The sequence below is a fragment of the Bacteroides sp. Phil13 genome, from assembly GCF_001940965.1.
In the GTDB taxonomy this organism is placed as follows: domain Bacteria; phylum Bacteroidota; class Bacteroidia; order Bacteroidales; family Bacteroidaceae; genus Bacteroides; species Bacteroides intestinalis.
Window position 1 is genome coordinate 97,266 of the sequence record NZ_MSHA01000042.1, and the last position, 13,485, is coordinate 110,750.

The 13,485-nt window shown below is 43.1% G+C and carries 14 protein-coding genes; 5 read left to right on the forward strand and 9 right to left on the reverse strand.

Features of this window, described 5'->3' with window-relative positions; genetic code table 11:
* Nucleotides 1-36 precede the first annotated feature (36 nt).
* The 6 genes from BWI44_RS07595 to BWI44_RS07620 form a co-directional block, all read right to left on the reverse strand.
* Nucleotides 37-531 (reverse strand): GNAT family N-acetyltransferase, encoded by a 495-nt coding sequence (locus tag BWI44_RS07595; RefSeq protein ID WP_138291991.1) that lies wholly within the window; start codon nucleotides 529-531, stop codon nucleotides 37-39.
* The gene (locus BWI44_RS07600) at nucleotides 531-815 is read right to left on the reverse strand and encodes a winged helix-turn-helix domain-containing protein (RefSeq protein ID WP_007213050.1); all 285 of its coding nucleotides are present in this window, start codon (nucleotides 813-815) and stop codon (nucleotides 531-533) included. Before BWI44_RS07600 ends, BWI44_RS07595 begins: the two co-directional genes overlap by 1 nt.
* 36 nt (nucleotides 816-851) lie before the next feature.
* Complete coding sequence (locus BWI44_RS07605; RefSeq protein WP_115502688.1) at nucleotides 852-1,433, reverse strand: hypothetical protein; 582 nt, start codon at nucleotides 1,431-1,433, stop codon at nucleotides 852-854.
* 185 nt (nucleotides 1,434-1,618) lie between these two features.
* Nucleotides 1,619-2,176, reverse strand: coding sequence for a hypothetical protein (locus BWI44_RS07610; protein ID WP_115502435.1), 558 nt, complete (start codon nucleotides 2,174-2,176; stop codon nucleotides 1,619-1,621).
* Nucleotides 2,173-2,799 carry a hypothetical protein gene (locus BWI44_RS07615; protein WP_007213046.1) on the reverse strand — a complete coding sequence of 209 codons (627 nt, stop codon included), beginning with the start codon at nucleotides 2,797-2,799 and terminating at the stop codon, nucleotides 2,173-2,175. The genes BWI44_RS07610 and BWI44_RS07615 overlap by 4 nt, the downstream gene beginning before the upstream one ends.
* Before the next feature lie 4 nt (nucleotides 2,800-2,803).
* Entirely contained in the window at nucleotides 2,804-3,178 is a 375-nt protein-coding gene (locus BWI44_RS07620; protein WP_195209880.1) for a DUF2141 domain-containing protein, read from the reverse strand.
* An 804-nt stretch (nucleotides 3,179-3,982) separates the two neighbouring features.
* Here BWI44_RS07620 and BWI44_RS07625 point away from each other — a divergent pair.
* The 5 genes from BWI44_RS07625 to BWI44_RS07645 all read left to right on the forward strand — a co-directional run bounded on the left by BWI44_RS07625 (nucleotide 3,983) and on the right by BWI44_RS07645 (nucleotide 8,136).
* Complete coding sequence (locus BWI44_RS07625) at nucleotides 3,983-4,276, forward strand: coiled-coil domain-containing protein (RefSeq protein ID WP_115502689.1); 294 nt, start codon at nucleotides 3,983-3,985, stop codon at nucleotides 4,274-4,276.
* An 8-nt stretch (nucleotides 4,277-4,284) separates the two neighbouring features.
* Nucleotides 4,285-4,575: a cell division protein ZapA gene (locus tag BWI44_RS07630; RefSeq protein ID WP_115502437.1), complete on the forward strand. Its 291-nt coding sequence runs from the start codon at nucleotides 4,285-4,287 to the stop codon at nucleotides 4,573-4,575.
* Between the two features lie 144 nt (nucleotides 4,576-4,719).
* Nucleotides 4,720-6,255, forward strand: a complete 1,536-nt coding sequence (gene rny / locus BWI44_RS07635; RefSeq protein WP_007215675.1) for a ribonuclease Y — start codon at nucleotides 4,720-4,722, stop codon at nucleotides 6,253-6,255.
* Between the two features lie 132 nt (nucleotides 6,256-6,387).
* The gene (locus BWI44_RS07640) at nucleotides 6,388-7,149 is read left to right on the forward strand and encodes a copper homeostasis protein CutC (protein ID WP_195209881.1); all 762 of its coding nucleotides are present in this window, start codon (nucleotides 6,388-6,390) and stop codon (nucleotides 7,147-7,149) included.
* 15 nt (nucleotides 7,150-7,164) lie between these two features.
* Nucleotides 7,165-8,136: a hypothetical protein gene (locus tag BWI44_RS07645; RefSeq protein ID WP_278706487.1), complete on the forward strand. Its 972-nt coding sequence runs from the start codon at nucleotides 7,165-7,167 to the stop codon at nucleotides 8,134-8,136.
* A 50-nt stretch (nucleotides 8,137-8,186) separates the two neighbouring features.
* On the opposite strand, the gene BWI44_RS07650 is transcribed toward BWI44_RS07645, so the two are convergent.
* The 3 genes from BWI44_RS07650 to BWI44_RS07660 all read right to left on the reverse strand — a co-directional run bounded on the left by BWI44_RS07650 (nucleotide 8,187) and on the right by BWI44_RS07660 (nucleotide 13,343).
* The gene (locus BWI44_RS07650; RefSeq protein WP_195209883.1) at nucleotides 8,187-10,850 is read right to left on the reverse strand and encodes a transglutaminase-like domain-containing protein; all 2,664 of its coding nucleotides are present in this window, start codon (nucleotides 10,848-10,850) and stop codon (nucleotides 8,187-8,189) included.
* A 53-nt stretch (nucleotides 10,851-10,903) separates the two neighbouring features.
* Entirely contained in the window at nucleotides 10,904-11,317 is a 414-nt protein-coding gene (locus BWI44_RS07655) for a DUF2141 domain-containing protein (RefSeq protein WP_022209559.1), read from the reverse strand.
* Between the two features lie 85 nt (nucleotides 11,318-11,402).
* Entirely contained in the window at nucleotides 11,403-13,343 is a 1,941-nt protein-coding gene (locus BWI44_RS07660; RefSeq protein WP_195209884.1) for a TonB-dependent receptor plug domain-containing protein, read from the reverse strand.
* Nucleotides 13,344-13,485: the final 142 nt, after the last annotated feature.

The following is a 13,485-nucleotide window of genomic DNA, read 5'->3' on the forward strand; positions in this document are numbered from 1 at the left end:
TAGTATCGGAAAACTTCAATCTAATTTTTGTCTATTCTATAAGTTTTTCGGACATATCACCTGTTTGGCCATCCAGAAATTAGTAAGAGAAAGCTGATTAGCCTTGCGCTTTTGCTCTTCCTCCACTATATAACCTTTTTTTTCAAAGAAAGGGCGGGCTGTTAAACTCACTTCAGATGTAATCCGCATAATTCCATTTGTAATTGCATACTGTTCTATTTCATTCAAAAGCATTGTAGCAATGCCTTCACCCTGAAAATCCTTGTGAACAAACATAGAGTGTAAATAACCTTGCGGAGTGATAGATGAAAAACCTACGATTTCCGACTGTTGATTAACAGCTACAATAAAATAGTGGGTCTTTATCATATCTTTTATATTAGCAAGGTTATCTCCGCACGATGCCCAGTCTTCAACTTCCGCCTGTAAGTAATCGCGCCTATTTATCGCGAGAACGGTATTCTGAAATAAATTTTTCAACTCAACAGCATCCGACTGCAAAGCTGCTCTGATTATAAAGTTCGCTTTCATTATTTTATAATATACGTTTTCAGTGCTTCCACATATTCCTCAAAAGCGTCTACTCCTTGTGGCGTAATCTTACAGATAGTGCAAGGCATCTTTCCCTTGAACGTCTTCGTCACCTCCACATACCCTGCTTTATTGAGTTTATCAATCTGCACGCTGAGGTTGCCCGCCGTTGCCCCCGTCTGTTGCCGGATAAAGACAAAGTCTGCCTCTTCGACACCAATAAGCAACGACATCACCGCCAGGCGCAGTTCGGAATGTAGTAAGGGGTTCAGTTCTTTAAACATGCTTTCTTTCTATTTTTATAGTGCAAAGATAATACATTAAACTCCTCGTTTTGACATTATGTTCAAATAGTGTCCCGGGATGACCATCATGAAAACAAAGGCTAAAGCAAAAAGCAAAATCTGGTCAAACTTGTCTATATACAAACAACCCAATGATGCAAATATACCCAGCACACCGCTTACCGTAACCAGCCTCATGTTTATAATCAGCCCGGTTAAAGTAGTTCCCATCCCCATCATCAACAGGATTACAAAGAGTATAGGCAGACTCCAATAGATCATAGATACACATGAAATCAGCAATCCGCATAGCCCGAAAACGACCCATACATATCCTACTATCCGGTCGATATACGTTTTTGCCATCCTTTGCTTTTTCCTCTGGCTATAGATAGTGACCGGGTAAGAAACAGCCGGCATCAGAAACCATAAAAACTGCCAGTTATAATTGCCGGTTTCTTTCAGGAGATACCAAACCAGCAAAGAGGTCACCACAGTCATGTATCCCCATACTAAAAAAGGAGTTCCGGCGTTTTTCACCATCTTGAACTTTGTATTCTGTATCATTTGAGTGATGAGTTCTAAACTCTCCTGCTCATTCAATTTCTTATTGTCCATATTCAATACAAATTATTTTAATCATACACATTCCGGATTCTTTCTCTTCTGTCTGCTACCTACCAAAGCATAAAGATTCCCTTTCTTTAATATATCACTTTTCCCAATCATATACATTTAATATCAAATAGAGCATTAAAGCCCAATTTCCCGCAAGCATATATATCACCCAAGCTCCCATTTTTTCATTCTGTTAATAGATAAAATAAAGAAAATAACAACAATAATAAGACAACGCCCAACACAAGAAACAACCTTTTCGTTACGGGATATTGTTTAGTCATCAATTTTTTCTTTAATAAGCACGCTTCACCCAAAGCCAGTATGGCTAACCAGGCATAACCATAGAATGTAGTAATGTGCCATACGTCCTTCGACTTCATATATACTGCAAAAAACAGATAGTCGGAAAGCAAAGATATTCCTACCGCAATCAAGGCTAACAGAAGAGCTTTCTTCATCAGATTCCTTACTCCACTTTCGCAAGCCAGACAAACATATATGCCTACTCCCCAAAAGACGGGATTTACAGTTAACATCAAAATGATACCCAATTGCGTGCTATGACTCCAAGGTACCCATAACACCACATTAGAAAGCCAATACAGGCAAAATACCATTAGTGAGGTAACTGCCAGCCAAAGTTGATTCTTCTTGCGATTTTGCATCATTCGGGTAATAGCCTCTATATTACCCTCTTCAAATATATCAGCTTTTTCTGCTGTTAATGATCCGGTACTCATCGTTTATTATCCTTTCTTGCACAATAATTCAGAATATGCCCGGGAATAATCAATGCAAAAACAATCACCAATACAAATTCTAACAATGACAAATAGGAAGAAGTCTTATCCAGAATGCTGAATAACATATTCAGTCCCAATGCAATCCCAAAAGCAGGGAAACCGGAAAAGAGTGTATAGCGAATTATGCTCCCGGTTATAATGCTACTTAGAGAAATAAGGATTGCGCATATCGGCAGAATTATCTCATAATGATTGGTAAACGTTGCTCCAAGTACAATCGCAATACAAAGCAGCCCCATGATTTGCCACATTTCATTCAGTACCTTATCGCCATACGACTTTGCGAGCTTACGTTGCTTACGTACCAGTATGAAGCTAAAGAGATAACCTAAAACCGGAACTCCCCAAAAGCCCCACATCCAAACAGGATTTCGCGTCCAATAGATTCCTGCAAAAACTACCAACGTCACTATTGCAGAAACATATCCCCATAACAAAAACATATTTCCACTACCCGTATCTAAATTACGTCGGGTATTCTGTATCATTTGAGTAATGAGTTTCAAACTCTCTTGCTCGTTCAATTCTTTGTCTTCCATAATAATGTCTTTCTCTTCCATAAAATTATTTTTTAGCTTTATTCCGCAGATCGGCCAACTCGACATCAATTGTTTTTGCTTCAACTGTCATGTCTAAATCCACAATCGCACAATTCTCTGTCGGTACACCGTCTACTCTGTCCAATTGATAATTACCGTTTTCATCGTGGTATACATACAATTTGCATTTTCCTTCAGGTACTTCTTTCAATACAAGTGTTGCTGTATCACCCATAGCATCCACCATTGCATATTGCCCCTTATCGGCAGCAATCATCACCTTTCCTTTTGCAGAACGAATGTTCTTCACTTTCACTGTCAAGTCGCTCTGTGCTGATACCGAAACAGCACATACGCATGCAACAAATAATGCAACCCATTTAAAACCAATTGTTTTCATAACTGTACATCAATTAAAATTCTACAATAATCATACATTTCGGGTTCGAACTCCGATGCAAATATAAGTAGTTTATTTTATAAACCAAATTATTTAATAAATTAATTTATAAACAACAGAAAGAAAGTTTTCAGAGATGCGCAAATACTTTGGAATTAATTTATAGGAGAGAAAAAAGAATCAAATAATCAACAGTACTATCTCCATTCTCCTCCTTCCGGAAGGCGGAGTACCCTGAAAGGGGGAGATGGTAGGAAACAACCGAGTATCTGATTATTAATAGGAATAAGGGACTTTTTCCCACCTACCCCCCCGCCCTCTGGGCACCCCTCCTCCAACTGAAGGAGGGGAATGATGATAGTCCGCGTATCGGTTCTCCTGACTTTGATTAAAATTCGCTCCAAAAAGAATTAATTCCGCAACTATAACCAACTAATCCCGACCTTGCAGGAAACTAATCCCGGCACTGCGATAAACTAATATTTTCCTTGTATATTATTATTCGTACAACAGATATAAAAGTTTCCTACAATAGTTATATTTCTTTCTTACAACAATTATTGTAAGAAACTATAATAATTATTGTATGAATAATAATATACAAGGAAAATATTAGTTTATCGCAGTGCCGGGATTAGTTTCTTGCAAGACGAAGATTAGTTTTTAGGCACCGCCCGACAAGCCCTTTTCAGTCCGCATAAGTACCGTTTTCATGTTATTTCGACACACAGGCAACATTTTTCCCTGAAAAGTTTTTGTAATCTCCAAGTTAATTGTATTTTTGTGTACAATTTTGGTATAGTAATGACTGACGAAGAAAAGAAGCGATTAAGTACCTTTGAAGCGAGACTGCGTCATTTAGTCTTTTTACATGACGAATTGAGGCGCGAAAATGCTGAACTAAAGCAACTTCTAAAAAACAAACAAGAAGAATGCGAACAGGTACATGCTGAATATGAAGCTTTGGAAGATGACTATACGAACCTAAAAACAGCAATGACAATCAGCCTTAACGGCAGCGACGTAAAAGAGACGAAACTGCGATTGTCCAAATTAGTGCGTGAAGTCGATAAATGCATCGCTTTGTTGAATGAATAACGAGATGTATGAACGATAAAATAAAGATAAACCTGCAAATGGCAGGCTCAACCTATCCCCTCACCATACCGCGTGAAGAGGAAGAAATGGTAAGAGAAGCCGCCAAACAGGTGGATATACGGCTCAATGCGTATCGAGAACATTACCAGAATGTAACTCCTGAGAAGATTATAGCCATGGTGGCCTATCAATTTGCCTTGGAGAACCTGAAAATGAAAAACCGAAACGATACTCGTCCGTATGCCGACAAGATAGAAGAACTGACAGAGGTGCTGGAAACATACTTCAAAGGACTGTAAACGTCCGGAAGCTTTTCCTCAGAACACCAAAGCCAGCAAAAGAATTAGAAAATCCACGCACTGTGTGAAAGTGTCCCTTTTAAAAAGCATGAGGGTGGCTTTCCTGCAGTGCGTTTTTTATTTATATACTTAAAACAAATTGAAATGACAGTAACAATACTAGTATCCATTGCCTGTTTCATTATCGGTGGATTTCTGTCGTACATGTTCTTCAAGCACGGTTTGAAGTCCAAATATGACAACATTCTGAAAGAAGCCGAGGCTGAAGCGGAAGTGATTAAAAAGAATAAGTTGCTCGAAGTAAAGGAGAAGTTCCTGAACAAAAAAGCAGACTTGGAGAAAGAAGTAGCGATCCGTAACCAGAAAATTCAGCAAGCGGAGAACAAGTTGAAACAACGTGAGTTGGTGCTGAACCAACGCCAAGAAGAGATACAGCGTAAGAAATCAGAAGCTGAAGCGGTGAAAGAAAACCTGGAAGCCCAACTGGTTATTATCGACAAGAAGAAAGACGAACTGGATAAACTGCAACAGCAGGAAATTGAAAAACTGGAAACCATTTCCGGTCTTTCGGCCGACGAAGCCAAAGAACGTATGATCGAGTCTTTGAAAGAAGAAGCCAAGACGCAGGCCCAGTCCTTCATCAACGACATCATGGACGATGCCAAGCTGACTGCCAGCAAAGAAGCAAAGCGTATTGTAATACAATCCATACAGCGTGTAGCTACGGAAACTGCCATCGAAAATTCAGTGACCGTATTCCACATTGAATCAGACGAAATCAAGGGACGTATTATCGGTCGCGAAGGCCGCAATATCCGTGCGCTTGAAGCCGCAACAGGTGTGGAAATTGTGGTAGATGATACGCCCGAAGCTATCGTATTATCAGCTTTCGACCCTGTACGTCGTGAAATAGCCCGCCTGGCACTGCATCAGTTGGTGACTGACGGACGTATCCACCCGGCACGTATCGAAGAAGTTGTATCTAAGGTACGCAAGCAAGTGGAAGAAGAAATCATCGAAACCGGTAAACGTACTACGATTGACCTCGGTATCCATGGTTTGCATCCTGAACTGATCCGTATTATCGGTAAGATGAAATATCGTTCTTCTTATGGTCAGAACCTGTTGCAGCATGCCCGCGAAACAGCCAACCTCTGCGCTGTGATGGCATCGGAACTGGGTCTGAACCCCAAGAAAGCAAAACGTGCCGGATTGCTGCATGATATCGGTAAAGTGCCCGATGAAGAACCGGAATTGCCGCATGCACTCTATGGTATGAAGCTGGCTGAGAAATTCAAGGAAAAACCGGATATCTGCAACGCTATCGGTGCCCACCACGATGAAGTGGAGATGACGAGCCTTCTGGCACCCATCGTACAGGTATGTGATGCTATCTCAGGTGCCCGTCCGGGAGCACGCCGCGAAATTGTTGAAGCTTACATCAAGCGACTGAACGATCTGGAACAGTTGGCAATGGCCTATCCGGGTGTGACGAAGACGTATGCTATCCAGGCAGGTCGTGAGTTGCGCGTAATCGTTGGTGCCGATAAGATTGACGACAAGCAGACTGAAAACCTTTCCGGTGAAATCGCGAAGAAGATACAGGATGAGATGACGTATCCGGGACAGGTGAAGATCACAGTAATCCGTGAGACACGAGCAGTAAGTTATGCGAAATAAATTGTAAAGATTGAAACTAGTGATAAAGAGGTGGGGAAACAAAAAATCCCTGCCTCTTTTTGTTTTCTTTGCCATTCACGAAACTGTTTCTTATTTTTGCATCTACAAACCAAGTAATCCTGATTATCAATTATGGAACAATATCAATTTGAAGTTTGTGCCAACTCTGTGGAAAGTTGCCTTGCCGCACAGGCAGGAGGAGCAAATCGGGTGGAATTATGCGCCGGAATACCAGAAGGGGGTACTACCCCATCCTACGGAGATATCGTCATTGCCCGGGAAGCCTTAACAAAGACTCTTTTGCACGTCATCATCCGTCCCCGTGGCGGAGATTTTCTGTACTCCCCCATCGAGCAACGCATTATGCTGAAGGATATCGACAACGCCCGCCGATTGGGAGCAGACGGAGTTGTATTCGGTTGTCTTACCGCTAAAGGAGATGTAGACCTGTCCTTAATGAGGCAGCTGATCGAAGTTTCACAAGGTATGTCCGTTACGTTCCATCGTGCTTTCGACGTATGCCGCAATCCGCAGGAAGCGCTGGAGCAAATCATAGAGTTAGGTTGTAACCGTATTCTTACTTCCGGTGCACAGGCCACGGCCGAACAGGGCATCCCTTTATTAAAGAAATTGCAGCAGCAGGCAGACGAGCGCATTATCCTGTTGGCAGGTTGCGGAGTAAATGAAAATAATATCGCTCACATCGCCATGGAAACCGGTATCCGGGAGTTCCACTTCTCAGCAAGAGAGACCATCGAAAGCAAAATGCTGCACAGGAACGGAACAGTTTCGATGGGGGGTACTGTGAACATAGAAGAGTATCGTCGCCCCATCACTACCGCAGAACGCGTAAAAAAAACAATAAAGGCGTTGACCGGTCCAATTAAGAATTAATTTAAAACAATCAATATGAAAGTATTAAGTGTAATCACTTTATTAACTCTCCTCAGCATTTCATGTGCGCATGAAGCTAAAAATCAAAGTTCCTCAAACTCCACTTCCGACAGCATTGCCCCTACTTTCTTGAAACAGGAAGAAGCCGCACTCCTACTTCAGAAAGAGGACGAGCATATCCGCAGATGGAGCTCATTTGACTTGGCTTCACACACTGTTGGTATCGAAGGCGGAAAACAGGGATATTTGCAGTTTGCCGGCGCACAGACCCGTAATTGGAATGACGCGGAAATGGCTCTGCTTCAGAAGTCATCTCAATCCATCAATCAGATTATCCGTGAAAAAGAGCTGAAACTTCCTTTCCCGGAAGAAGTCAGATTAATAAAGTCAACGATAAAAGAAGAAGGTGGTGCGGGAGGATATACCCGAGATACTTACATCGTACTTATCGACAGGTTGCTCGAACATCCTGAATATGTAACCAAATTGTTGGCACATGAAGCATTTCACGTCCTTACCCGGAACAATCCGGATTTCCGTAAGAAGATGTACAGCATCATCGGTTTTAATATTCTTCCAAAGGAAATAGAATTTCCCGAAGAGTTGAAAGAACGGTTTATCTCCAATCCGGATGTTATCCGCCACGACAGTTATGCTACTTTTACCATCAACGGCGAAGAGAAAGATTGCTGCATGGTAATCTACGCAACAAAACCTTATGAAGGTGGAAACTTTTTCCAATATCTTAATATCGGCCTTGTTCCTATTAACAAGAACGCAGGAAAAGCAATAGAGGAAAATGGAAAAGCAATCATTTATTCTGTGGAAGAAGCCAGTGATTTCTATGATAAGATGGGCCACAATACGAGCTATATCATCGATCCGGAGGAAGTACTGGCAGATAACTTCAGCTTTCTGTTGACAAACCAGGTGGAAAACTTATCTTCACCCGAACTGATACAAAAAATGGAAGAGGCTTGCAAATAAGCCTCTCCTACTCTACTGTTTCTTATCTTATAGCCCTTGTTCCGCTTTCATCATAGTCCTTTCACCGTTTTCATCAACTGCTCACCCAAGCCGATGGTATAACCCTGTGAAACAAATACCACACGATTAAAGGTATCGGCAATGATAAATATGGGCAATGTATCTTTACGTTTCAGCTTCATATTCTTCACAATCTGCTGAGCTATGTCTTCTGTGTCGATTCCATAAATCACAGTATTGGGTAAACCGGGGAAGTCAGCAGCACGATATTTGCCGGCCTGTTCCTGATTCGGGAAGAGTAATACAAGCTTTCTACCCCATTTCTCCAGGTCGGTTTTCAAAGCAGAGATATCCCGTAAGGCATGGTTTGTAGGCTCCTGGTTCACTCCAAGAATACCGATAACGAAGTATCCACGGCCACAGGCTTGAAGCAGGCTTTGCTTATTGCCACCTTCCAATGTTGTGAACAAGCTCTCCGAATTGAAGTTTCCGATAACCTGTACTTCATCTTTGTTTTCACGCATCACCAGTTTCGTTTCTGTACGTCCACCTGCTTTTATATTCAATGATGTCATTTGCGCCAATACACCACCACTTGCCAGACGGGTACCGGTTACCAGAATATAATCTCCGGCATCCAGAGACGTTCCCTCCTTTAGCAAACTGCTCCATGTAACGCCGCCACCCATATCCGTGTCGCCTTCATCGTAAGACAGTAACTGCAAATTACCCTGCGGAGTTACTTTGGAAATGGTAAAATGAGAATAATATTTCGGATTATCCAGTGACTGAATCGGTGTATATTTAGCTGCAAGCCTGCCCCTCTGCGCAGGTGCCTGTCCGGCTGCTTCGAAGTTCACATCTATGACTCCGTCGTCAGTTATCAGCTGTACCTTACCCGTCACCTCATCAATGCGTGCAGGAACTCCCATGCTGCGTGCCATGGACACGAAGAAGATATCGCGACTGTGGGCATCGGCCAAACGTGCTTTCCACACACCTTCGGGAGATACAGGAGGTGCCCCCAGATTACATTCCTTGTTCACCTGGATGTTCTTTGCCACCCATGCAACCATCTTCATAGGCTCTGCCACATAAGCCTCAACATCTTCTTTCGAGATCACCTTGCCAAAGAAAGTCTTATACGGAGTCAACATTTCATTGCTTACGCGCGGGTTGCGCACATATTTACGGAAATATCCGGCATTCGTCGTACGCACACGAGACTGCATGTGATCTATCAACACATCCAGACGAACATCACGAAGGTCTTTTGCCGAAATCTGCTGCAAAAGGTCTATTCCTCCTTTCCTGGAGTTATCAGAACGCAAACGAGTCATGAACTCACGAATTACTCTGTAATTTCCACGGGCGTCAACCAGAATCTTGGCTACTGCATCCCGATCCAACTTATAATCTCTCGCAAAGTTGCGTGCTGCCTCTTCCGAAATGAACTTACCGACATAGGCATTACGGATAGAGTCTTCTATCGCCAGTCTGCGGTCATTTTCCGCCCGCTGTTCCGGCATCACTTCGGGCAAGTTGGCACTTTCTGCAGGAGGCACGATATCAATATCTACTGTAAAACTGTCACCCGCTTTCTTATCAAGAATTACGGTCAGTTCCGATTGCTTACCAACAGAAAGTTTAGAGAAGCCGAAACGGCCATCTTTGGAGGCCCAGACAAGCATATCCCCTTTTCCGGCAGTCAGTCCGCACATACCGCTGTCGTCGGTATGTTTCGTTGCTACGGTATAGAATTCCGCATAATTGTAGAGTTTGAACTCCACGCAGGCGTCAGGAACCGGATTTCCCGCTTCATCTTTCACCATAACCTTGGCTTGCGCTGTAGGCGCATAATTATCAATCACATTGATTTCCGTATACGTGGGGTTAACGGACATTACTTCTTCTTTTCCTTCATAACGTCCGAAAACCTTTGTATGCATCAACATTCCGCGACTGGCAGGTGCATTGAACCAACCAAGATCCAGTACCGGTTCCGGTTCGCAGGCACCCAGAAAATGCCATTTACCATCTGCCCAGGCTTCCACCCATGCATGGTTATCGTCCGTATGTGCCCATCGTGGTGTATAAACCTGCCGTGCCGGAATGCCTACCGAGCGAAGTGCCGCCACCAGCAAGGTAGATTCTTCGCCACAACGCCCGTAAGCAGTACTCACTGTTGCCAGCGGTGAACTGGTACGGGCATCGGAAGGCATATAGACAGCTTTCTCATGACACCAATGGTTCACTTCCAGGATGGCATCGTATAAAGAAAGGGACTTCACACGATTTTTCAACTCCTTATAGAACACTACCCGCGCACTATCCAGTTGTTCGTTGTTCACCCGCACCGGAAGTACAAAGTGTCGGAACAAATCTTCGGGAATGGTCTTTCCCCAAGGCATTTCCTCTGTGGCACGCTGGGATACGCGGATATTCATTAAGTGAAATTCACCGGGATAATCAGTAATATCCGCCAGTGGCATATAGGCATAAAGGAATTCCAAGGCTTCCTGCTCATAAGTGCTCAGCGAAGCATCATCCAGTATCGTAAATAGTTCTCCCTGCGGCATCAGAGCCTTCTTTTGCTGAAAGTCCTGCTCTACGCGCGAACGATACGAGGCATCGGTCATGAAATGGGATTCTCCACAGGCAGCAAGCAGACAAAGTAGCCAGCATATTCCGAAAAGTTGTGTAGCTCGTCTCATAATACTTACATTAATTAAGGTGTGAGCTACAAAGTTAAAGAATTATCTGAAGTTTATTTCAGATGTACCACTAAAGTTGTATCCTCAGAGAAAGTAATACTGCATTTTTCGTAGGAAGGGGGGCCCATAACACCTTCAGCATCATTGCTGAAACCAAACTTCTCCACAGGAATACCGAAAGCACCGGTATCCAATTTACCATTTCCATTCTCATCCTGATACATGGAAAAGGCATAAGTTCCTGCCGGAAGCCCTTTACAGGGGATAGACACAACTTTATCCTTCACCTCTACTGCAAAACCGGCAAGCGGCTTCTTCATGAATGTCTCCTGAGAGTTGTAGATGGCGACATAGAGTTTACCAGTCACATTTTCAATACCACGTACTTCCAGAGTAAGATTTTGTGCAGACAGACTTTGAGTTGCAAAAGTCAAAACACATACGAAACTAATAATCATTGCTTTCATTTGAATTGTTTTTAAAGAGTTTATAAATAGATACGCGGACAACACGGATTAGGCAGACGAACGCGGACCTTTCTTTTTAATTAAATTAGAAATTAGAAACATCATAAGCCGCCTTCTTCCCAAGTGTGATAAACACCCCGATATAGAAGAAATGATCGTTTGAAGCCAGAATAGCTTTATTATTCACCCGCCCAAACTCATTTTTCCGACAAAGGATATTGGTAGCAGAGGCATGGATAATCACTTTCTTACTGGGCAGGAATGTCAGTCCGAGATCAAGACTGTTATAAGGCTTTACATGATCATTCATCAAACCCGGCAAATCCGGATTATGATAAGGACGCCCACTGCTGAAACGGTTCGTCAAACCGACTATCGTGCCGATTCGCGGAATGGAATACTTCAGCACTAGGGATGCATTGTGCCGAGTGGCATATTGCGGAGTAGTCAGTTCCGTATATTCCTGAAACTTCCGCTTGGCAATATTATATGTATAGGAAAGTTGGTATTCCAGATTCTTCAGCAGGACACGGTCATTAAAGAATAAGTCGAAACCTTTACTGTAGCCATAACCACCGGAAGTCAGTACTTCCGCTGCATCTACCGTTCCCTTTTCCACCAATGCCAGACGGTCATATTTCTTATAATAAAGTTCAGCTTTGTAGAAACGTCCATCACCCTCATACTGTGCACCCACATTATACTGAATGCATGATTCCGATTTCAACTTGTTCTCCTGAGCCAGCAATCTGCTAACCGGCAACTGTGTATATCGTCCCGCCGTAGCAGAGAGTACTACATCTCCCAAATAGTAATTAACAGCCAGACGGGGTGAGAAATTCACCTTTTCATTCAATGAAGTATATTCTGTGCGGACAGAAAGTTCCGCCTTCAGTTGCTCCACCGGATAGTAAGTCGCCGAAAGAAAGCCTGCACTGATCGTCGGATTGATTTCATGATGGCTATCTATTCCCTCCGCCTCTTTCATCTGATATTGATAACGATTCTCATACCGGCGGATAAAACTCTCCACTCCCATATCCAGACGAAAAGCCGGAGAAATACGCTTGAACACTTTTGCCTTTGCATGAAGTTCTTGTTGTTGTTCCATCCAATGATCTGTCGAAAGTGATACATTACCTATCTTCTGTTCAAAGAAAGAGAATGCTACACCTGCAAACCAGTTCCATCCACCGGAAGTACGCTTACGGAAAGTTGTATTGAGATAGAAATTATTCTCATTCAAATCGAACAGTCTACGTTCAGCACCTTCATAATTGGAAAAATCAGTATGATCATAGCCGCCATAAATCTTGAAAAGCGTAGCATCATCGGGATGATAGCGAAATTGTGCCGATCCGGTCATCATCCGGTAGGGATCTTCAAAATCCGTACGTCCTGAATAGATATGATCATAGACACATAAGTCCTGATAATCCAGGTTCACCGAAAGCGAACCTTTATCGAAAGCCCGTGTACCTCCTCCACCGAAGCCTACCGTAGAGGCATTGATACCTAACTTATTGATAGGGCTCTTATCCTTTGTCTCCAACGGTAACACAGCCGAGAGTGCATCCCCGTATTCCAACGGAGCCCCGCCCGATTCCAGATTGACACCACTGAACATAAAAATGGAATAACGTCCTCGTGCCGATGAGTTTATACCTGTAGCCGTATAAGGATTCAAGACGTGCATTCCGTCAATGTATGTCTGTGTTTCATCACTACTTCCGCCGCGCACCAGCAGACGGCCACTTTCTCCTTGTACCTGCGTGCCCGGCAGTGTCTGCAATGCCTGATACAAATCACCGTTTGCACCTCCCACAGTCACCAGTTCCACCGGACTCATATCACTCCAACGACTGTTGGCAACAGGCGTTCTTTTACCTTTCACTACCACTTCCTTCAAATCTACACTGTCATTGTATAGTTGCAAGAAAATGGTATCCGTCACAGCTGTCTGCGCCTCCAAGTGCTGCACCGTCAGCAATACACTTACACTAAAAAGTAGAATCATTCTTTTCATTTAATCTATGTTCTTTACGATTTCCGTCAGCAAACATAGATTATGATTTTCAGGCAAAAAAATATCCGGGACAGACTGCCCGGATATGTGACAAACAGCACTCCTCCTGTGACGAATGGCTGTATTTTTCTTTATTCTGTGA